This window comes from Citrobacter werkmanii (assembly GCF_008693645.1).
Taxonomy (GTDB): Bacteria; Pseudomonadota; Gammaproteobacteria; order Enterobacterales; family Enterobacteriaceae; genus Citrobacter; species Citrobacter werkmanii.
Window position 1 is genome coordinate 4630256 of record NZ_CP044101.1, and the last position, 20798, is coordinate 4651053.

19 protein-coding genes, 3 tRNA genes and 4 rRNA genes are annotated in these 20798 nt (G+C 50.6%); 11 read left to right on the plus strand and 15 right to left on the minus strand.

Annotated features, from left to right (window positions below):
• The first annotated feature begins 32 nt into the window (after positions 1-32).
• The 5 genes from FOB24_RS22755 (at position 33) to FOB24_RS22775 (ending at position 4877) form a co-directional block, all read left to right on the plus strand.
• Positions 33-254, plus strand: coding sequence for a lipoprotein (locus FOB24_RS22755; protein WP_003025292.1), 222 nt, complete (start codon positions 33-35; stop codon positions 252-254).
• A 467-nt stretch (positions 255-721) separates the two neighbouring features.
• Positions 722-1747 (plus strand): amino acid ABC transporter substrate-binding protein, encoded by a 1026-nt coding sequence (locus FOB24_RS22760; RefSeq protein WP_087856913.1) that lies wholly within the window; start codon positions 722-724, stop codon positions 1745-1747.
• Between the two features lie 69 nt (positions 1748-1816).
• Positions 1817-2998, plus strand: a complete 1182-nt coding sequence (locus tag FOB24_RS22765; protein WP_038634418.1) for an amino acid ABC transporter permease — start codon at positions 1817-1819, stop codon at positions 2996-2998.
• Positions 2999-3007: 9 nt separating this feature from the next.
• Positions 3008-4111 carry an amino acid ABC transporter permease gene (locus FOB24_RS22770; protein ID WP_038634420.1) on the plus strand — a complete coding sequence of 368 codons (1104 nt, stop codon included), beginning with the start codon at positions 3008-3010 and terminating at the stop codon, positions 4109-4111.
• Between the two features lie 7 nt (positions 4112-4118).
• Complete coding sequence (locus FOB24_RS22775; protein ID WP_038634423.1) at positions 4119-4877, plus strand: amino acid ABC transporter ATP-binding protein; 759 nt, start codon at positions 4119-4121, stop codon at positions 4875-4877.
• Positions 4878-4980: 103 nt separating this feature from the next.
• Here the strand turns inward: FOB24_RS22775 and rrf (FOB24_RS22780) are convergent.
• The 7 genes from rrf (FOB24_RS22780) to FOB24_RS22810 all read right to left on the minus strand — a co-directional run bounded on the left by rrf (FOB24_RS22780) (position 4981) and on the right by FOB24_RS22810 (position 10410).
• Positions 4981-5096, minus strand: a 5S ribosomal RNA gene (gene rrf, locus FOB24_RS22780).
• A 38-nt stretch (positions 5097-5134) separates the two neighbouring features.
• Positions 5135-5210, minus strand: a tRNA-Thr gene (locus FOB24_RS22785).
• 14 nt (positions 5211-5224) lie between these two features.
• Positions 5225-5340: ribosomal RNA gene (gene rrf, locus FOB24_RS22790) — 5S ribosomal RNA — on the minus strand.
• Positions 5341-5438: 98 nt separating this feature from the next.
• Positions 5439-8343, minus strand: a 23S ribosomal RNA gene (locus FOB24_RS22795).
• A gap of 198 nt (positions 8344-8541) precedes the next feature.
• Positions 8542-8617 (minus strand) — tRNA-Ala (locus tag FOB24_RS22800).
• A 105-nt stretch (positions 8618-8722) separates the two neighbouring features.
• Positions 8723-8799: transfer RNA gene (locus FOB24_RS22805), tRNA-Ile, on the minus strand.
• Positions 8800-8870: 71 nt separating this feature from the next.
• A 16S ribosomal RNA gene (locus tag FOB24_RS22810) occupies positions 8871-10410 on the minus strand.
• The 16S, 23S and 5S rRNA genes sit together here with 3 tRNA genes alongside, the layout of an rRNA operon.
• Before the next feature lie 469 nt (positions 10411-10879).
• Between FOB24_RS22810 and FOB24_RS22815 the strand changes: the two genes are divergently transcribed.
• On the plus strand, positions 10880-11434 hold the full coding sequence (locus FOB24_RS22815) for a gamma carbonic anhydrase family protein (RefSeq protein WP_038634622.1): 555 nt from the start codon (positions 10880-10882) through the stop codon (positions 11432-11434).
• On the opposite strand, the gene FOB24_RS22820 is transcribed toward FOB24_RS22815, so the two are convergent.
• Genes FOB24_RS22820 through dprA form a run of 6 tightly spaced genes read right to left on the minus strand, consistent with a single transcriptional unit; the run spans position 11410 to position 15202 of the window.
• On the minus strand, positions 11410-11667 hold the full coding sequence (locus FOB24_RS22820; protein WP_150345491.1) for a DUF1488 family protein: 258 nt from the start codon (positions 11665-11667) through the stop codon (positions 11410-11412). The two genes, FOB24_RS22815 and FOB24_RS22820, sit on opposite strands and share 25 nt — an antisense overlap.
• The gene (gene aroE / locus FOB24_RS22825; RefSeq protein ID WP_087856968.1) at positions 11664-12485 is read right to left on the minus strand and encodes a shikimate dehydrogenase; all 822 of its coding nucleotides are present in this window, start codon (positions 12483-12485) and stop codon (positions 11664-11666) included. The genes FOB24_RS22820 and aroE overlap by 4 nt, the downstream gene beginning before the upstream one ends.
• Before the next feature lies 1 nt (position 12486).
• Positions 12487-13059: an L-threonylcarbamoyladenylate synthase type 1 TsaC gene (gene tsaC / locus FOB24_RS22830; protein WP_137351504.1), complete on the minus strand. Its 573-nt coding sequence runs from the start codon at positions 13057-13059 to the stop codon at positions 12487-12489.
• Between the two features lie 4 nt (positions 13060-13063).
• Entirely contained in the window at positions 13064-13606 is a 543-nt protein-coding gene (locus FOB24_RS22835) for a DNA topoisomerase family protein (protein WP_069325294.1), read from the minus strand.
• 26 nt (positions 13607-13632) lie between these two features.
• Entirely contained in the window at positions 13633-14106 is a 474-nt protein-coding gene (smg, locus tag FOB24_RS22840) for a DUF494 family protein Smg (protein WP_038634635.1), read from the minus strand.
• Complete coding sequence (dprA, locus tag FOB24_RS22845; RefSeq protein ID WP_038634638.1) at positions 14078-15202, minus strand: DNA-protecting protein DprA; 1125 nt, start codon at positions 15200-15202, stop codon at positions 14078-14080. The genes smg and dprA overlap by 29 nt, the downstream gene beginning before the upstream one ends.
• A 129-nt stretch (positions 15203-15331) precedes the next feature.
• Here dprA and def point away from each other — a divergent pair, with 129 nt between their 5' ends.
• The 5 genes from def (at position 15332) to mscL (ending at position 20096) form a co-directional block, all read left to right on the plus strand.
• Entirely contained in the window at positions 15332-15841 is a 510-nt protein-coding gene (gene def / locus FOB24_RS22850) for a peptide deformylase (RefSeq protein ID WP_038634641.1), read from the plus strand.
• 14 nt (positions 15842-15855) lie between these two features.
• Positions 15856-16803: a methionyl-tRNA formyltransferase gene (fmt, locus tag FOB24_RS22855; RefSeq protein ID WP_121529618.1), complete on the plus strand. Its 948-nt coding sequence runs from the start codon at positions 15856-15858 to the stop codon at positions 16801-16803.
• Positions 16804-16854: 51 nt separating this feature from the next.
• Positions 16855-18144, plus strand: a complete 1290-nt coding sequence (gene rsmB, locus FOB24_RS22860) for a 16S rRNA (cytosine(967)-C(5))-methyltransferase RsmB (protein ID WP_038634647.1) — start codon at positions 16855-16857, stop codon at positions 18142-18144.
• 21 nt (positions 18145-18165) lie between these two features.
• A complete protein-coding gene (trkA, locus tag FOB24_RS22865) occupies positions 18166-19542 on the plus strand; it encodes a Trk system potassium transporter TrkA (RefSeq protein ID WP_006687350.1) in 1377 nt (458 codons plus the stop codon).
• A gap of 140 nt (positions 19543-19682) precedes the next feature.
• Complete coding sequence (gene mscL, locus FOB24_RS22870; protein WP_003031152.1) at positions 19683-20096, plus strand: large-conductance mechanosensitive channel protein MscL; 414 nt, start codon at positions 19683-19685, stop codon at positions 20094-20096.
• Here mscL and arfA read toward each other — a convergent pair.
• Positions 20093-20311 carry an alternative ribosome-rescue factor ArfA gene (gene arfA / locus FOB24_RS22875; protein WP_038634656.1) on the minus strand — a complete coding sequence of 73 codons (219 nt, stop codon included), beginning with the start codon at positions 20309-20311 and terminating at the stop codon, positions 20093-20095. The two genes, mscL and arfA, sit on opposite strands and share 4 nt — an antisense overlap.
• A 59-nt stretch (positions 20312-20370) precedes the next feature.
• Positions 20371-20796 carry a Zn(2+)-responsive transcriptional regulator gene (gene zntR / locus FOB24_RS22880; RefSeq protein ID WP_038634659.1) on the minus strand — a complete coding sequence of 142 codons (426 nt, stop codon included), beginning with the start codon at positions 20794-20796 and terminating at the stop codon, positions 20371-20373.
• Positions 20797-20798: the final 2 nt, after the last annotated feature.

A 20798-nucleotide genomic window follows, 5' to 3' on the forward strand; every position in this document is an offset into this window, starting at 1 on the left:
ATTAGCGAAACGCTTATTTTTGAGGTAACATCATGAAAAGATTAATATCCGTTGCATTGCTTACCGCGTTTCTTGCCGGTTGTGCACACGATTCTCCCTGCGTACCTGTATACGACGATCAGGGACGCCTGGTTCATACCAATACCTGTATGAAAGGCACCACGCAGGATAACTGGGAAACAGCCGGTGCCATCGCTGGTGGCGCAGCCGCCGTTGCCGGATTGACGCTTGGGATAGTTGCCCTGACCAAATAACTCTTCTTAAAGGTTTTAAAGGCGCGGTGGTTACCGCGCTTTTAGCAATAAAATAAAATTCACATATAAGACAAAACGTTGGTTTATAGCTCTTCCTGAATAATAAAATTATTATAGATATCCCTCACATATCCACGATTTGAAATTAGCATTTTTCCTGTTCTTTGTTACACCGCGTTTTCTTTTCATTATTCTCACGCGATCAATATTAACGTCCGAAATCGTTATCACGCGTCCTGTCTGATTTTAAAATTTTTGCGCTGAAATGTGGCTTACGTTTCAATTTTGCACCACTTCAGGGCGCTGCATTTATTTTTTCCTGTCTACACTCTGCATATTGCGCCGAATAATCGAGCGCAAAAACCTGGCACTACCTTTGCTTAAAAGAGTATGGCCAAAGCCACAGACCGGTAAAAGACGTTTTCAGAACGTTTTCATAACAATAATTCCTCCACACAGGATGCTCTATGAAAAAGATGATAATAGCCAGCCTGGCTGCAGCCGGCGTGCTCCTTGCGATTGCAAATCAGGCGCATGCCGGCGCAACACTTGATGCCGTAAAGAAAAAAGGGTTTGTGCAATGCGGGATCAGTGACGGGTTGCCTGGCTTCTCTTACGCCGATGCGAACGGTAAGTTTTCAGGTATTGATGTCGACGTATGCCGAGGCGTTGCCTCCGCCGTATTTGGTGATGATACCAAAGTAAAATATACCCCACTTACCGCCAAGGAACGTTTTACCGCGTTACAGTCGGGCGAAGTCGACATGCTCTCGCGTAATACCACATGGACCTCCTCTCGTGATGCAGGTATGGGCATGTCTTTCACTGGCGTAACCTATTACGATGGCATTGGTTTTCTTACCCACAATAAAGCCGGCCTGAAGAGCGCCAAAGAACTGGATGGCGCAACGGTGTGTATTCAGGCAGGAACCGATACCGAACTGAACGTGGCTGACTACTTTAAAGCCAACAATATGAAGTACACCCCTGTCACTTTTGACCGCTCGGATGAATCGGCTAAGGCACTGGAATCAGGACGTTGTGATACGCTGGCCTCCGACCAGTCGCAGTTGTACGCCCTGCGAATCAAGCTGAGCAATCCTGCAGAATGGATTGTCCTGCCAGAAGTTATTTCTAAAGAACCCTTAGGTCCGGTTGTACGTCGTGGCGACGATGAATGGTTCTCCATTGTTCGCTGGACGCTGTTCGCCATGCTGAATGCGGAAGAGATGGGTGTTAACTCGAAAAACGTTGACGAAAAAGCGGCTAATCCTGCAACGCCGGATATGGCGCATCTGTTAGGTAAAGAAGGGGATTATGGTAAGGATCTGAAGCTTGATAACAAATGGGCTTATAACATTATTAAGCAAGTAGGTAACTACTCGGAGATCTTTGAACGTAACGTTGGATCGGAAAGTCCATTGAAGATCAAACGTGGACAGAACAACCTCTGGAACAACGGTGGCATTCAATATGCGCCACCGGTGCGCTAATGCAACGTGATGTAACGGGCGCCGCAGTTGCGGCGCTCAGCCCAGAGTCATTGTTACCGAGGTTTTCTTATGCTTCATCGCCGCTCAACCGTAAAAGGATCGCTATCCTTTTCTAACCCTGCGGTCCGCGCCTGGTTATTCCAAATACTCGCCGTCATTGCGGTCATTAGCATTGCGGTCTATCTCATTCATAACACGATTAATAACCTGAGCAGTCGCGGTATTACCTCGGGATTTTCTTTTCTCGACCGCAGCGCCGGATTTGGTATCGTCCAGCATCTGATTGATTACGAGCAAGGCGATACCTATGGCCGCGTGTTCCTGGTCGGTCTGCTTAATACGCTGTTAGTTTCCGCACTATGTATCGTCTTCGCTTCATTTCTCGGTTTCTTTCTCGGGCTGGCACGCCTGTCAGATAACTGGTTATTGCGAAAGCTCTCCACGGTCTATATCGAAACGTTCCGCAATATCCCACCGCTATTGCAGATCTTCTTTTGGTATTTTGCCGTATTACGTAACCTGCCCGGCCCACGTCAGGCGGTTAACGCGCTGGATTTAATGTTTCTGAGCAACCGGGGGCTGTATATTCCGGCGCCGCAAATGGGAGAAGGTCTTTTTGCCTTTTGTACCGCGGTCCTTATTGCCGTCGTTGTCACCTTCGGGCTATTCCGTTTCAACAGAATGCACCAGATCAAAACCGGTCAGTTACGCCGTACCTGGCCCACAGCTCTGGCGTTGATCGTATTCTTGCCAATGATTTCACAATGGTTTTTTGGCGCGGCACTTCACTGGGATATCCCCGAACTACGCGGTTTTAACTTCCGTGGCGGTATGGTGCTTATACCTGAACTGGCGGCTCTGACGCTGGCGCTTTCAGTGTATACCTCAGCGTTTATTGCAGAAATAATTCGGGCAGGAATTCAGGCTGTTCCTTATGGCCAACATGAGGCAGCACGCTCTCTGGGTTTGCCAAATCCGGTGACGCTCCGCCAGGTCATCATCCCGCAGGCGCTGCGCGTCATCATTCCTCCACTAACCAGTCAGTACCTGAATATCGTTAAAAATTCATCGCTCGCTGCCGCCATTGGCTACCCGGATATGGTTTCCCTGTTTGCCGGCACGGTACTCAATCAAACGGGACAAGCCATTGAAACTATTGCCATCACGATGTCGGTGTACCTGATCATCAGCCTGAGCATTTCTCTACTGATGAATATTTATAACCGTCGTATCGCACTGATCGAGCGCTAAGGAGCCATGATGACAAAAGCACTACTGTCTCACCCCTCGCGCCAGAGCAGTAACCCGGCAAGCCGCTGTCTGTTCTGGGTTCGCAAAAACCTGTTCTCCAGTTGGTCAAATAGCCTGCTCACGCTGCTATGCGTGTGGCTAATTTGGTCCTTCCTTCCACCGCTGTTGAACTGGGTATTTTTTCAGGCCAACTGGGTAGGCTCTACCCGAGCTGACTGTACCAAAGCGGGGGCCTGCTGGGTGTTCATTCATGAACGCTTCGGACAATTCATGTATGGACTTTACCCACACGATCAGCGCTGGCGCATTAATCTGGCCCTGCTGATTGGCCTGGTCTCAATCGTTCCCATGTTCTGGAAAACCATTCCCCACCGTGGTCGTTATATCGCCGTTTGGGCAGTCGTTTATCCTTTGGTGGTCTGGTGGTTGATGTACGGTGGTTTTTTCGGGCTTGAGCGAGTAGAAACCCGGCAGTGGGGCGGGTTAACGCTGACGCTTATCATCGCATCCGTCGGTATTGCGGGTGCGCTCCCGTGGGGGATTCTACTGGCATTGGGGCGTCGTTCTCATATGCCCGTCGTGCGGATTTTATCCGTGATTTTTATTGAGTTCTGGCGCGGCGTACCGTTGATCACCGTCCTGTTTATGTCCTCTGTCATGCTGCCTCTGTTTATGTCTGAGGGGACCAGTATCGACAAGCTTATCCGGGCACTGGTCGGTGTCATTCTTTTCCAGTCAGCCTATGTTGCAGAGGTGGTTCGTGGGGGATTACAGGCCTTGCCAAAAGGTCAGTATGAAGCGGCTGAATCACTGGCTCTGGGGTACTGGAAAACCCAAGGGTTGGTCATTCTTCCCCAAGCCCTCAAGCTGGTTATTCCTGGTTTGGTTAATACGATTATTGCCCTGTTCAAGGATACCAGTCTGGTCATCATCATCGGCCTGTTTGATCTCTTCAGCAGCGTGCAACAAGCAACCGTGGATCCTGCATGGCTGGGTATGTCGACGGAAGGATATGTTTTTGCCGCACTGATTTACTGGATCTTTTGTTTCAGTATGTCGCGTTACAGCCAACATCTGGAAAAACGTTTTAATACCGGGCGTACACCGCACTGAGGAATTTATGAACCAATTATTAAGGCCGTCTACCGACGCGATGATTACGCTGGAAAACGTCAACAAATGGTACGGACAGTTCCACGTTTTGAAAAACATCAATCTGCAGGTAAAACAAGGAGAGCGTATCGTCTTATGCGGTCCTTCCGGCTCGGGTAAATCGACAACTATCCGTTGTATTAACCATCTGGAAGAGCATCAGCAAGGACGTATTGTGGTGGATGGGATTGAACTCAATGAGGACATTCGCAATATTGAGCGTGTCAGGCAAGAGGTTGGCATGGTCTTTCAACACTTCAATCTCTTTCCTCATTTGACGGTTTTGCAAAACTGTACGCTGGCGCCAGTCTGGGTGCAAAAGATGCCGAAAAAAGAGGCTGAAGTGTTGGCAATGCACTACCTTGAGCGAGTTCGTATTGCTGAACATGCGCATAAATATCCAGGACAAATCTCTGGCGGGCAACAGCAGCGTGTGGCCATTGCACGTTCGTTATGTATGAAACCTAAAATTATGTTGTTTGATGAACCCACATCAGCGCTGGATCCTGAAATGGTGAAAGAGGTGCTTGATACCATGATCGGTCTGGCGCAATCGGGTATGACTATGCTGTGCGTTACCCATGAAATGGGATTTGCCCGCACAGTGGCCGACCGGGTGATCTTTATGGATCTTGGCGAGATTGTAGAGCAGGCGCCACCGGATGAGTTTTTTGCCAATCCCAGGTCAGAACGTACGCGGGCATTCCTGTCGCAGGTGATTCATTAATCTTCTGTTTTGCCCGGTGGCCTGCGCTTACCGGGCCTACGGGTTAGCAAGAAACATAACGCAAAAAGGCCATCCTTTCGGATGGCCTTTTCACTTATTTGATGTCTGGCAGTTCCCTACTCTCGCATGGGGAGACCCCACACTACCATCGGCGCTACGGCGTTTCACTTCTGAGTTCGGCATGGGGTCAGGTGGGACCACCGCGCTACAGCCGCCAGACAAATTCTTTTCTAAGTGCCGAACTTTAACCGAAAAACTGGTGCTGATACCCAGAGTCGAACTGGGGACCTCACCCTTACCAAGGGTGCGCTCTACCAACTGAGCCATATCAGCACACTAAATTTGATGCCTGGCAGTTCCCTACTCTCGCATGGGGAGACCCCACACTACCATCGGCGCTACGGCGTTTCACTTCTGAGTTCGGCATGGGGTCAGGTGGGACCACCGCGCTACAGCCGCCAGGCAAATTCTGTTTATTAACCCGCTTTTCGCCGGTTAATCTTATCTGTATCAGGCTGAAAATCTGTCTTCTCAAATCCGCCAAAACATCTTCGGCGTTGTAAGGTTAAGCCTCACGGTTCATTAGTATCGGTTAGCTCAATGTATCGCTACACTTACACACCCGACCTATCAACGTCGTCGTCTTCAACGTTCCTTCAGGAGACTCAAAGTCTCAGGGAGAACTCATCTCGGGGCAAGTTTCGTGCTTAGATGCTTTCAGCACTTATCTCTTCCGCATTTAGCTACCGGGCAGTGCCATTGGCATGACAACCCGAACACCAGTGATGCGTCCACTCCGGTCCTCTCGTACTAGGAGCAGCCCCCCTCAATTCTCCAGCGCCCACGGCAGATAGGGACCGAACTGTCTCACGACGTTCTAAACCCAGCTCGCGTACCACTTTAAATGGCGAACAGCCATACCCTTGGGACCTACTTCAGCCCCAGGATGTGATGAGCCGACATCGAGGTGCCAAACACCGCCGTCGATATGAACTCTTGGGCGGTATCAGCCTGTTATCCCCGGAGTACCTTTTATCCGTTGAGCGATGGCCCTTCCATTCAGAACCACCGGATCACTAAGACCTGCTTTCGCACCTGCTCGAGCCGTCACTCTCGCAGTCAAGCTAGCTTATGCCTTTGCACTAACCTCCTGATGTCCGACCAGGATTAGCTAACCTTCGTGCTCCTCCGTTACTCTTTGGGAGGAGACCGCCCCAGTCAAACTACCCACCAGACACTGTCCGCAACCCGGATTACGGGCCCACGTTAGAACACCAGCCATTAAAGGGTGGTATTTCAAGGATGGCTCCATGCAGACTGGCGTCCACACTTCAAAGCCTCCCACCTATCCTACACATCAAGGACCAGTGTTCAGTGTCAAGCTATAGTAAAGGTTCACGGGGTCTTTCCGTCTTGCCGCGGGTACACTGCATCTTCACAGCGAGTTCAATTTCACTGAGTCTCGGGTGGAGACAGCCTGGCCATCATTACGCCATTCGTGCAGGTCGGAACTTACCCGACAAGGAATTTCGCTACCTTAGGACCGTTATAGTTACGGCCGCCGTTTACCGGGGCTTCGATCAAGAGCTTCTCCTTACGGATAACCCCATCAATTAACCTTCCGGCACCGGGCAGGCGTCACACCGTATACGTCCACTTTCGTGTTTGCACAGTGCTGTGTTTTTAATAAACAGTTGCAGCCAGCTGGTATCTTCGACTGATTTCAGCTCCACGGGTAAACCGCTTCACCTACCTATCAGCGTGCCTTCTCCCGAAGTTACGGCACCATTTTGCCTAGTTCCTTCACCCGAGTTCTCTCAAGCGCCTTGGTATTCTCTACCTGACCACCTGTGTCGGTTTGGGGTACGATTTCGTGTTACCTGATGCTTAGAGGCTTTTCCTGGAAGCAGGGCATTTGTCACTTCAGCACCGTAGTGCCTCGTCATCACACCTCAGCGTTAAAAGGTACCGGATTTACCTGGAACCTCCGCCTACATGCTTAAACCGGGACAACCGTCGCCCGGCCAACATAGCCTTCTCCGTCCCCCCTTCGCAGTAACACCAAGTACAGGAATATTAACCTGTTTCCCATCGACTACGCCTTTCGGCCTCGCCTTAGGGGTCGACTCACCCTGCCCCGATTAACGTTGGACAGGAACCCTTGGTCTTCCGGCGTGCGGGTTTTTCACCCGCATTATCGTTACTTATGTCAGCATTCGCACTTCTGATACCTCCAGCAACCCTCACAGGCCACCTTCAACGGCTTACAGAACGCTCCCCTACCCAACAACACATAGTGTCGCTGCCGCAGCTTCGGTGCATGGTTTAGCCCCGTTACATCTTCCGCGCAGGCCGACTCGACCAGTGAGCTATTACGCTTTCTTTAAATGATGGCTGCTTCTAAGCCAACATCCTGGCTGTCTGTGCCTTCCCACATCGTTTCCCACTTAACCATGACTTTGGGACCTTAGCTGGCGGTCTGGGTTGTTTCCCTCTTCACGACGGACGTTAGCACCCGCCGTGTGTCTCCCGTGATAACATTCTTCGGTATTCGCAGTTTGCATCGGGTTGGTAAGTCGGGATGACCCCCTAGCCGAAACAGTGCTCTACCCCCGAAGATGAGTTCACGAGGCGCTACCTAAATAGCTTTCGGGGAGAACCAGCTATCTCCCGGTTTGATTGGCCTTTCACCCCCAGCCACAAGTCATCCGCTAATTTTTCAACATTAGTCGGTTCGGTCCTCCAGTTAGTGTTACCCAACCTTCAACCTGCCCATGGCTAGATCACCGGGTTTCGGGTCTATACCCTGCAACTTAACGCCCAGTTAAGACTCGGTTTCCCTTCGGCTCCCCTATACGGTTAACCTTGCTACAGAATATAAGTCGCTGACCCATTATACAAAAGGTACGCAGTCACACCCGAAGGTGCTCCCACTGCTTGTACGTACACGGTTTCAGGTTCTTTTTCACTCCCCTCGCCGGGGTTCTTTTCGCCTTTCCCTCACGGTACTGGTTCACTATCGGTCAGTCAGGAGTATTTAGCCTTGGAGGATGGTCCCCCCATATTCAGACAGGATACCACGTGTCCCGCCCTACTCTTCGAGTTCACAACCTGTGCGTTTTTGTGTACGGGACTATCACCCTGTACCGTCGGACTTTCCAGACCGTTCCACTAACACACATGCTGATTCAGACTCTGGGCTGCTCCCCGTTCGCTCGCCGCTACTGGGGGAATCTCGGTTGATTTCTTTTCCTCGGGGTACTTAGATGTTTCAGTTCCCCCGGTTCGCTTCGTTAACCTATGTATTCAGTTAACGATAGTGTGACGAATCACACTGGGTTTCCCCATTCGGAAATCGCCGGTTATAACGGTTCATATCACCTTACCGGCGCTTATCGCAGATTAGCACGTCCTTCATCGCCTCTGACTGCCAGGGCATCCACCGTGTACGCTTAGTCGCTTAACCTCACAACCCGAAGATGTTTCACTTCTGATTGCGAAAATTTGAGAGACTCGAACACACCTTTTATCTGTTCTTATTACGGAGAACAGACACAGTGTGTCGTTTCAATTTTCAGCTTGATCCAGATTTTTAAAGAGCAAAACTTCGCAGTGAACCTTTTCAGGTACACTCTGAAGTTTTCTTGGGTTGTTGCAGTAAAGATGGTGGAGCTATGCGGGATCGAACCGCAGACCTCCTGCGTGCAAAGCAGGCGCTCTCCCAGCTGAGCTATAGCCCCATCGTAGTTATCTCATTCACCTTAATTCTTGCTGAGACAAGGCGTGGAACGGCGAAGCATACTTCAGTATGTGAGTCGTTTCACAACGCGGTATCAGAAAGAATTTGGTAGGCCTGAGTGGACTTGAACCACCGACCTCACCCTTATCAGGGGTGCGCTCTAACCACCTGAGCTACAAGCCTGCAGAGATTTTCTTACTGCTAATTTTCATCAGACAATCTGTGTGAGCACTGCAAAGGTCGGTTCTTTAAGGTAAGGAGGTGATCCAACCGCAGGTTCCCCTACGGTTACCTTGTTACGACTTCACCCCAGTCATGAATCACAAAGTGGTAAGCGCCCTCCCGAAGGTTAAGCTACCTACTTCTTTTGCAACCCACTCCCATGGTGTGACGGGCGGTGTGTACAAGGCCCGGGAACGTATTCACCGTGGCATTCTGATCCACGATTACTAGCGATTCCGACTTCATGGAGTCGAGTTGCAGACTCCAATCCGGACTACGACATACTTTATGAGGTCCGCTTGCTCTCGCGAGGTCGCTTCTCTTTGTATATGCCATTGTAGCACGTGTGTAGCCCTACTCGTAAGGGCCATGATGACTTGACGTCATCCCCACCTTCCTCCAGTTTATCACTGGCAGTCTCCTTTGAGTTCCCGACCGAATCGCTGGCAACAAAGGATAAGGGTTGCGCTCGTTGCGGGACTTAACCCAACATTTCACAACACGAGCTGACGACAGCCATGCAGCACCTGTCTCAGAGTTCCCGAAGGCACCAAAGCATCTCTGCTAAGTTCTCTGGATGTCAAGAGTAGGTAAGGTTCTTCGCGTTGCATCGAATTAAACCACATGCTCCACCGCTTGTGCGGGCCCCCGTCAATTCATTTGAGTTTTAACCTTGCGGCCGTACTCCCCAGGCGGTCGACTTAACGCGTTAGCTCCGGAAGCCACGCCTCAAGGGCACAACCTCCAAGTCGACATCGTTTACGGCGTGGACTACCAGGGTATCTAATCCTGTTTGCTCCCCACGCTTTCGCACCTGAGCGTCAGTCTTTGTCCAGGGGGCCGCCTTCGCCACCGGTATTCCTCCAGATCTCTACGCATTTCACCGCTACACCTGGAATTCTACCCCCCTCTACAAGACTCTAGCCTGCCAGTTTCGGATGCAGTTCCCAGGTTGAGCCCGGGGATTTCACATCCGACTTGACAGACCGCCTGCGTGCGCTTTACGCCCAGTAATTCCGATTAACGCTTGCACCCTCCGTATTACCGCGGCTGCTGGCACGGAGTTAGCCGGTGCTTCTTCTGCGAGTAACGTCAATCACTAAGGTTATTAACCTTAATGCCTTCCTCCTCGCTGAAAGTACTTTACAACCCGAAGGCCTTCTTCATACACGCGGCATGGCTGCATCAGGCTTGCGCCCATTGTGCAATATTCCCCACTGCTGCCTCCCGTAGGAGTCTGGACCGTGTCTCAGTTCCAGTGTGGCTGGTCATCCTCTCAGACCAGCTAGGGATCGTCGCCTAGGTGAGCCGTTACCCCACCTACTAGCTAATCCCATCTGGGCACATCCGATGGCAAGAGGCCCGAAGGTCCCCCTCTTTGGTCTTGCGACATTATGCGGTATTAGCTACCGTTTCCAGTAGTTATCCCCCTCCATCGGGCAGTTTCCCAGACATTACTCACCCGTCCGCCACTCGTCACCCGAGAGCAAGCTCTCTGTGCTACCGTTCGACTTGCATGTGTTAGGCCTGCCGCCAGCGTTCAATCTGAGCCATGATCAAACTCTTCAATTTAAGTTTGATGCTCGTGAATTAAACTTCGTAATGAATTACGTGTTCACTCAGAGACTTGGTATTCATTTTTCGTCTTGCGACGTTAAGAATCCGTATCTTCGAGTGCCCACACAGATTGTCTGATAAATTGTTAAAGAGCAGTTGCGACGCGCTTTAGCGCTCTGTCGCGAGGTGGCGTATATTACGCTTTCCTCTTTCAGAGTCAACCCTCATTTTCAGGTTTTTCTCTTCAACCGACCGGGCTGTTTGCGTGAAGTGATTCACATCCGCCGTGTCGATGGAGGCGCATTATAGGGATCCCATTTTTTAGCACAAGTGTTTTTTGGATCTTTTTTGCTGAATGCTTGTTTTTCACCCCTTTCGCTATATTCCTGCGCAATTTGGCTGATTTTTGATAGATAAATCACTTGCACAGTCTCGATAATCCAACCAAAGTCTTCATTACCGCTCTATTTTCGCTGAGGTAAACATGTCTGATGTACTGCGCCCTTATAAGGATCTTTTCCCACAGATCGGAAAACGCGTGATGATCGACACCAGTAGTGTCGTCATTGGCGATGCTCGTTTGGCTGATGATGTCGGAATTTGGCCACTGGTCGCGATCCGTGGCGACGTGAACTACGTGCAAATCGGTGCGCGTACAAACATTCAGGACGGCAGCGTTCTACATGTCACACATAAATCTACATCCAATCCGCAGGGTAATCCGCTGATCGTAGGTGAAGATGTCACAGTTGGTCATAAAGTCATGCTGCACGGTTGTACCATTGGTAACCGCGTATTAGTCGGCATGGGATCGATTCTGTTGGACGGTGTCGTTGTTGAAGACGACGTTATGATTGGGGCGGGAAGCCTGGTTCCGCAAAACAAACGCCTGGAGAGTGGATATCTGTACCTGGGAAGCCCGGTTAAGCAGATTCGTCCATTAAGCGATGAAGAGAAAGCAGGCTTGCAATACTCAGCTAACAACTATGTTAAGTGGAAAGATGAGTATTTAAGTCAGAGTAACCACACCCAACCCTGAGCGTCTTCCTGCTGGTCCTGGATCAATGCTTCGGCCTCTTCTTCCAGGTCCCAGCGATGTAATCGAAAGATTTCCAGCCACTGTTCAGGCGTGTCGCCGCCAAAGCGGGACGCCAACATCTTTCCCGATATGGCACATGTTAACTGCATACCATGAACCATTGCAGGGAAAACAATGGCATTTACATCCGTCCGCCATTCTTCTCGATCGGGAAACTGGATCGCCTGATTCATGCCGACAATTCCTGCTGCATGCTTTTAATGACCGGCTCAATCTGGGGTAAAACACCATGCCAGAGTAAAACAGCATGTGCAGCTTGCCCCACCAGCATCCCCAGACCATCGGCATACTGTTTCGCCCCATGCTTTTCACACCAGGAAAGGAACGGCGTATTCCCTTTCTGATAAAACATGTCGTAGCAGTAGACGGAGGGATGGATAAGAGATGCAGGAATAGACGGGACCTCACCGCTAATACCGCTGGACGTCGCGTTAATAATCAGATCAAAGCTGTGATTATCAAGTTCGTCCATTCCCACCGCCTGCACGCTACCGGTATGAGAGAAGAGCTGTGCCAATTCTTCAGCGCGGTAGGCCGTACGATTAACAATGGTTACCGCACAATCCATAGAAAGAAGAGGTAGCAATACCCCACGGGATGCACCACCCGCACCAATCAGCAGAATTCGCGATCCGGGACGAATGAAAGATAAACGCTCAAGATCGCTTAATAAACCGATACCATCCGTGTTATCTCCCAGCAAACGTCCATCCTCCAGCCGTTTAAGGGTGTTAACTGCTCCAGCTAGCGATGCCCGCTCTGTTAATTCATCGGCACGCGCAAACGCCTCTTCTTTAAAAGGAACGGTGACATTTGCCCCCTTACCACCCTCAGCAAAAAAGGCGTTCAGCGAATTCACAAAGTCATTGATCGGCGCCAGTACACGTCCATAGGAGTAATCAATCTTCAGTTGCTCTGCAAATTGCTGATGGATAAAAGGCGATTTACTGTGCGCTATCGGATTACCAAAAACAGCATAGGCTTCTTTCATATTACCCCTGTCGAAACTGTTCACCCGTCAGTGCATCACGGATCTCCGAAGGATTCAATCGCCCTCCGGTCTCTCCTTCAACAACGGGAAAGTCTGTACCGAACTGCGCGCGGACTTCCTCTACCGTTCGGCAAGGCGGTAAGCCACTCAAATTAGCACTGGTGGAAACTATAGGTTTGCCATAAGCCTGGCACAGTGCAACCACCAGCGGATGATCGGTGACACGCACGGCCAGCGAATCAAAACGACCGGTCAACCAACGAGGTGTAGTCGCAAGCGCCGGGAAAACAAAGGTGACGGGACCAGGCCAGCGAGCGAAGATAGCCTCACGTTGAGTATCAGTAAGCGAGCTATCGTCAATATAGGGCTTAAGTTGCTCAAAGTTGGCCGCAATCAAAATTAAGCCTTTCTCGACCGGACGTTGTTTTAATTCCAACAAACGACTTACTGCCGTTTCGCTGTCGGGATCGCAGCCGACACCAAATACAGCTTCTGTTGGATAGGCGATGACTTTCTCTTGGTTCAGTACCTCTATTGCAGCAGCGATAGGGCCTGTGGGCAGGTTATTATTCACTTTTTTATTCCGCCGAAATCGGCTTTCCACATTGTTTACTGGCACAGAAATGCTTCACACCCTGCGCGGTTTTCTTTTCGATGAGTAGCGGATAATGACACTCTGGACATTCTCCAGCTAACGGTTTGAAGTTAATAACAAACTGGCACTCCGGATAGCGATCGCAGGAGTAAAAAGTTTTGCCATAACGGGAACGCCGCTGGACCAGGTGACCGGTCTGGCATTGAGGACAGACTATTGCTGTTTCATCTGGCTTGTCGATAAGCTCGGTGTGCTCGCATGCAGGATAGTCACTGCATCCGATAAACATACCGAATCGCCCCTGTCGCAATACCAACTCAGCGCCACATGCAGGGCAAAACTTACCCTCCAGAACTTTGACAATATGCCCGTCTGCAGATGATTTCAGCGGACGGATATAATCGCATTCTGGATAGTGTGAACAACCGAGAAACGGGCCGTGTTTCCCGGAGCGAATAACCAGTTCAGCCCCGCATTGTGGGCAGGGCTCGTTTTTACGCACCGTAAACAGTGCTGATTTAGCCATAACAACTCATACTGAATGAAGATTGATTAATGCAGCATACCTTCATTCACTTCAAAGAGTAATTCTTCCATTTGCTGATAGGCATTTTCACAACCTGGAATGTTGAATAGCACCATCAGGATCACCCACTTCAGGTCTTCCAGATCAAACTCTGCCGTATCCAGCGCGAGTACGCGCTCAATTACCATTTCTCGCGTTTCGAGGTTTAGCACCTGAATCTGCTCCAGGAATAGCAAGAATCCGCGACAACTCGCATCCAGCCGTTCACATTCTTCTGCCGTATAAATACGCAGAGAAAGAGGATCAGATGCTAGCTGCATAGGTTCGGCAAGGCCATCCTGATAATCAGCAAGCTTTTCCAGCCACAGTAACGCGTTGTAGATGTCTTCACGATCAAAACCAGCGTCGGTAAGATCCCGTTCCAGTTTGTCCTGATCCACTCGCAGCTCAGCTTCGTTATGGATATATGTCTCAAACAAATACATTAGTACGTCGAACATGGCATGCCCTCCTCAATCGGACATAGCCGCCGGGTACAGCTGCGATCCATCCTGCTAACTCCAGTTCGAGTAGTTGAGCCACTACCTCTGGCACAGGTTGGCCGGCACGTTCAGCGACGACGTCAACAGGTGTTACCTCATCTCCTACGTTAGCCAGGAGCTCAGGAAATGGCAATGCCACCTCTTCGTGATCTGGCGAATAAATTGATTTTTCAGGTTCATCTGGCAACCATTGCAGCCCATATTGCAAATTTTCCAGAATTTCCTCTGGTGCGGTCACAAGCGTGGCTCCCTGCTGAATAAGCCAATGTGGGCCTTCACTTCCCGGACTCCCAATCGGCCCAGGCAAAGCAAAAACCTCCCGCCCCTGCTCCAGCGCACAGCGTGCCGTGACCAATGAACCGCTACGTTGCGCGGCCTCAACGACCAGGACACCTTTACTTAGACCACTGATAATGCGATTTCGTCGGGGAAAATTGCGCGGCAGCGGGAGCGTATCTAATGGGAACTCAGACACCAATGCGCCTCCGGAATCGATCAGACGTTCGGCGAGACGGACATGCTGTCGTGGATGAATGGTCTCAAGCCCATTTCCCAGCACCGCAATACTCGTGCCTTGTCGGTTTATCGCCGCATTATGCGCCACGCCATCAATTCCCCGGGCCAGCCCACTGGTTATCGTCACCCCAAACGCGGCAAGCTTTTCGCAAAATAATCGCCCCCAACGTTCGCCATACCATGAATGCTGGCGACTACCGACGACGGCCACCTGAAATGAATGCAGGCATGCGGGAGTACCGGCAACGAAAAGTACCCCAGGATAATCTTCAATCGCGCGCAGCTGGGACGGATAATGCTCGCTGTCGGCAACCACTAAATGGTGATTCGGCTGCTCCAACCAACGCAGCGTTTTTTCCAGTAACTGTTCTGAAAAGGTTAGAAAGCGCTTGGCCTGGCGGGAAGATAATCCTGCGTGCTGGAGTATCGTGTTGTTAATACAGGGTTGGGCATTGAGCCAGTGGGCAAGGCGCACCATCTCATCACCATACAGTTCATTCACTTGCGCTAAACGTAGCCAAATTTCAATTTGGGTCATCCCTGCTCCCCTGCCACAAGCAGTCCTGGCAATCTTTGCGATTGGTCACTGATGCTGTCAATCAGAGGGGGTTTTGTCTAGAATAGAGGTAATAATCTTTTCAACTCCTGAACACAACTCTGGATAACTATGTCAGTTTTGCAAGTGTTACATATTCCGGACGAGCGCCTTCGCAAAGTCGCAAAACCGGTTGAAGAAGTGAATGCAGAAATTCAGCGTATCGTTGATGATATGTTCGAAACGATGTACGCAGAAGAGGGTATCGGTCTGGCGGCAACACAGGTCGACATCCATCAGCGCATCATTGTTATTGATGTCTCTGAAAATCGCGACGAGCAGTTGGTTTTAATCAACCCAGAGCTGCTGGAGAAAGATGGCGAAACCGGTATTGAAGAAGGTTGCCTGTCTATCCCCGAACAGCGTGCATTAGTCCCACGCGCTGAGAAAGTAAAAATTCGTGCGCTCAATCGCGACGGTAAATCTTTTGAACTGGAAGCCGATGGCCTGCTCGCTATCTGCATTCAACATGAAATGGATCACCTGGTCGGTAAACTGTTTATCGATTATCTGTCTCCGTTGAAGCAACAACGTATTCGTCAGAAAGTTGAAAAACTCGACCGCCTGAACGCCCGAGCTTAAGGACAAGAATCAACGTGTCAGACTCACTACGTATTATTTTTGCGGGTACACCTGACTTTGCAGCGCGTCACCTTGACGCGCTGTTGTCTTCTGGACATAACGTCGTTGGCGTGTTTACCCAACCGGACCGCCCTGCGGGACGCGGTAAAAAGCTGATGCCCAGCCCGGTAAAAGTGTTGGCAGAAGAAAAAGGGATACCGGTTTTCCAGCCCGTCTCTCTTCGCCCTCAGGAAAACCAACAGTTGGTTGCTGATTTACACGCAGACGTGATGGTGGTAGTGGCATATGGACTGATTCTGCCAAAAGCCGTGCTGGAAATGCCGCGCCTGGGTTGTATCAACGTTCACGGTTCCCTGCTTCCACGCTGGCGTGGCGCAGCACCGATTCAACGTTCACTGTGGGCTGGCGATAGCGAAACGGGCGTTACCATCATGCAAATGGATGTTGGTCTCGACACCGGTGATATGTTGCTTAAGCTCTCCTGCCCGATTACGGCAGAAGATACCAGCGGTTCTTTATACGACAAGCTGGCGGACCTGGGGCCTCAGGGGCTGATTGAAACGCTAAAACAGTTGGCTGCTGGCACGATAAAACCCGTGGTACAAGATGAATCACTGGTTACGCATGCAGAGAAACTCAGTAAAGAAGAGGCCCGTATCGACTGGTCACTTTCGGCCGCTCAGTTGGAGCGCTGCATACGCGCCTTTAACCCGTGGCCAATGAGCTATATCGTCATCGACGAGCAACCAGTAAAAATTTGGCAGGCGACGGTGATCGATACGCCCGCTAACGCTGAACCAGGCACAATTCTGGAAGCGAACCGTCAGGGTATCCAGGTTGCAACAAGCGACGGCATCCTGAATCTCGTCTCTTTGCAGCCTGCCGGCAAAAAAGCCATGAGTGCGCAGGATCTGCTTAATTCGCGCCGGGAGTGGTTTGTACCCGGAAACCGTCTGGCCTGACGGTTCATCTCTTTAAGCCCGGTGTGACCGGGCATTTTTATTTTTGCACTTATGAAAAAACATCTTAATTTACGCAGTATGGCGGCCCAGGCCGTCGAGCAGGTTGTCGAAAAGGGGCAATCATTAAGCAACGTGCTGCCCGCCATGCAGCAAAAAGTTGCCGATAAAGATAAAGCGCTGTTGCAAGAGCTTTGCTTCGGCGTATTGCGCACACTCTCGCAACTGGAGTGGATGATCCAGCAACTGATGGAACGTCCGATGACGGGCAAACAGCGTACCGTTCACTACCTGATCATGGTGGGCTTCTACCAACTGCTGCATACCCGTATCCCACCCCATGCTGCGCTGGCCGAAACCGTAGAAGGCGCGGTGGTGATTAAGCGTCCGCAGTTGAAAGGGCTGATCAATGGTGTATTACGCCAGTTCCAGCGCCGTCAGGAAGAACTACTGACCGAGTTCGCACAAAGCGATCTACGTTTCTTACACCCCTCCTGGCTGGTAAAACGTATTAAAGCCGCTTATCCACAGCAATGGGAAGCCATCCTTGAGGCTAATAACCAACGCCCGCCAATGTGGCTCCGTGTTAATCGCAACCACCATACGCGCGACGCCTGGCTGGAACTACTCGCCGAAGCAGGATTGACCGGTTTCCCTCATCCGGATTACCCGGATGCGGTCCGTCTGGAAACACCAGCCCCCGTGCTCGCCCTGCCAGGTTTTGAGCAAGGTTGGGTCACCGTTCAGGATGCCTCTGCCCAGGGTTGCGTCAGCTATCTGCAGCCACAAAACGGAGAGCAGATCCTTGATTTATGTTGCGCTCCCGGCGGCAAGACCACTCACATTCTGGAGGTCGCGCCAGATGCGAACGTGATGGCAGTCGATGTCGACGATAAACGCCTGTCTCGCGTGTATGACAACCTGAAACGCCTGGGTATGAAAGCAACCGTGAAGCAGGGTGATGGTCGCTATCCGCAGCAGTGGTGCGGTGAGCAACAGTTTGACCGTATTTTGCTGGACGCTCCATGTTCTGCCACTGGTGTGATCCGTCGCCATCCGGATATCAAATGGTTGCGTCGCGATCGTGATATTGCCGAACTCGCTCAGTTGCAGGCCGAGATTCTCAACGCGACCTGGACACACCTTAAGCCGGGCGGCACGCTGGTCTATGCAACCTGTTCTATTCTGCCAGAAGAAAACCAACAGCAGATCGCCGCGTTCCTTGCACGCACACCGGATGCGGTGTTAAGCGAAACCGGTACGCCAGAGCAGCCGGGACGTCAGAATTTACCGGGTGCAGAAGATGGCGATGGCTTCTTTTACGCTAAGCTAATCAAAAAGTGATGAGATAACGGGTCGCGACTGATGAAAATTATCATTCTTGGCGCAGGGCAAGTTGGCGGTACGCTGGCTGAAAACCTGGTCGGAGAGAACAACGATATCACGGTAGTCGATACCAATGGTGAGCGCCTGCGCAGCTTGCAGGACAAGTTTGATCTCCGCGTCGTGCAAGGACATGGTTCACATCCCCGTGTATTGCGTGAAGCTGGTGCCGACGATGCCGATATGCTGGTTGCCGTAACCAGCTCAGATGAAACAAATATGGTTGCCTGCCAGGTAGCTTATTCCCTGTTTAATACGCCTAACCGTATCGCCCGTATTCGTTCACCGGATTACGTTCGCGATGCAGACAAGCTATTTCAATCCGATGCCGTCCCTATCGATCATCTGATTGCGCCTGAGCAACTGGTTATCGATAGCATTTATCGCCTGATTGAATATCCGGGCGCATTGCAAGTCGTGAATTTTGCCGAGGGCAAAGTCAGTCTGGCGGTCGTGAAAGCTTATTACGGCGGACCGCTAATCGGTAATGCGTTGTCGACCATGCGCGATCACATGCCGCATATCGATACCCGCGTTGCGGCGATATTCCGTCATGACAGGCCAATTCGCCCGCAGGGTTCTACCATCGTTGAAGCGGGTGATGAAGTCTTCTTTATCGCGGCATCACAGCACATTCGCGCCGTCATGAGCGAGCTACAGCGTCTGGAAAAGCCGTACAAACGCATTATGTTAGTCGGTGGCGGTAATATCGGTGCAGGGCTCGCGCGGCGTCTGGAAAAAGATTACAGCGTCAAACTGATCGAGCGTAATCAGCAGCGCGCATCGGAGCTTGCAGAGAAACTGCAAAATACGATCGTCTTTTTTGGCGATGCTTCGGATCAAGAGCTTCTGGCGGAAGAACACATCGATCAGGTTGATCTGTTCATCGCGGTGACCAATGACGATGAAGCTAACATCATGTCGGCGATGCTGGCTAAACGAATGGGCGCCAAGAAAGTGATGGTGCTGATCCAGCGCAGAGCGTACGTCGATCTGGTGCAGGGCAGCGTGATCGATATTGCGATTTCACCGCAGCAGGCGACCATCTCCGCACTCCTGAGCCATGTTCGTAAAGCTGATATTGTTGGTGTTTCATCACTACGCCGCGGCGTAGCGGAAGCCATTGAAGCCGTCGCACACGGTGATGAGACAACATCACGGGTAGTAGGTCGCTCGATTGATGAAATTAAACTTCCGCCCGGCACCATTATTGGCGCTGTTGTACGGGGTAATGATGTGATGATTGCTAATGACAACCTGCGTATTGAACAGGGCGATCACGTTATTATGTTCCTGACAGATAAAAAGTTTATTACCGACGTCGAGCGCTTATTCCAGCCAAGCCCCTTCTTCCTGTAATAATTTAGGCGCTAATATAGCGCCTTTTTTTTTCCCTTTATTTATCAGGGCCTAATAATTTTTCCTTTCCGCAATACATAAATGGAAATTGCCTAAACATTTGTTAAACTTATAAACGTCAGCTGCATAGGGAGAATAAAATGAGCATTATTAAAGAGTTTCGCGAATTCGCGATGCGCGGGAATGTTGTCGATTTGGCAGTGGGTGTCATTATTGGTGCGGCATTCGGTAAGATCGTTTCATCACTGGTTGCCGATATCATCATGCCGCCACTGGGGTTGCTAATTGGTGGGATTGATTTTAAACAGTTTGCTTTAACGTTACGTGATGCGCAGGGAGACATCCCGGCGGTGGTCATGCATTACGGCGTATTCATTCAGAATGTCTTCGATTTCATTATTGTTGCGTTTGCTATCTTTATGGCAATCAAACTGATCAATAAATTGAATCGTAAAAAAGCTGAAGAGCCAGCGGCACCCCCAGCACCATCTAAAGAAGAAGTATTACTAAGTGAAATTCGTGACCTGCTGAAAGAACAGAATAACCGCTCTTAAGCGTTCACTGAAACAAAAAGGCCAGTGGTAAAAAAGTGCTTCACTTTCTTGCCACTGGCCTCCCAGTTTCCCCGATTGCCATGTTTACCTTTACGTAGATAACTTCCTTTCCCTTTCTTATTTTTCTCAACGCGCTGCCTGAACAGTGGATCATGCAGAAGCGCCTCAATGGCGTTGTCCTTTATCTGTCCTTTGGTATGCTGATAACGGCTCATACTCTCTCCAGTTTGTGGGGTAATTTACGCCAGGAGTGTAGACCTGACCGTGCAAAAAATCAACGATCTGATAGTGTCCCGCTGGCGCCTTGTTCAAGTGCTTCAAGAATAGAACAGTACACACTGCTGTGTGCTTTACCACAGCATGCATCATTTAATCGCTGTAACGATCGTTGCATCGCCTGAAGCTCCGCTATGCGCGCTTCGACCTCTTGTAATCTTTCCTGAACGATCCCTTTTGATTCCTGGCAGGTATGGTGCTCTGGATCTATGCGGATCGAAAGCAGTTCGCGAATCGACTCCAGTGTAAAACCAAGCTGACGGGCATAACGAATAAACTTAAGACGCTGAAGATCACTTTCCGTGTAGAGGCGAAACCCGCCTTCGGTACGTACTTCATGTTCCATCATCTGCTGCTTTTCATAGTAACGGATAGTATCCGGCGTCACGTCAGCCAGCTTCGCTAATTCACCAATTCGGTACATGC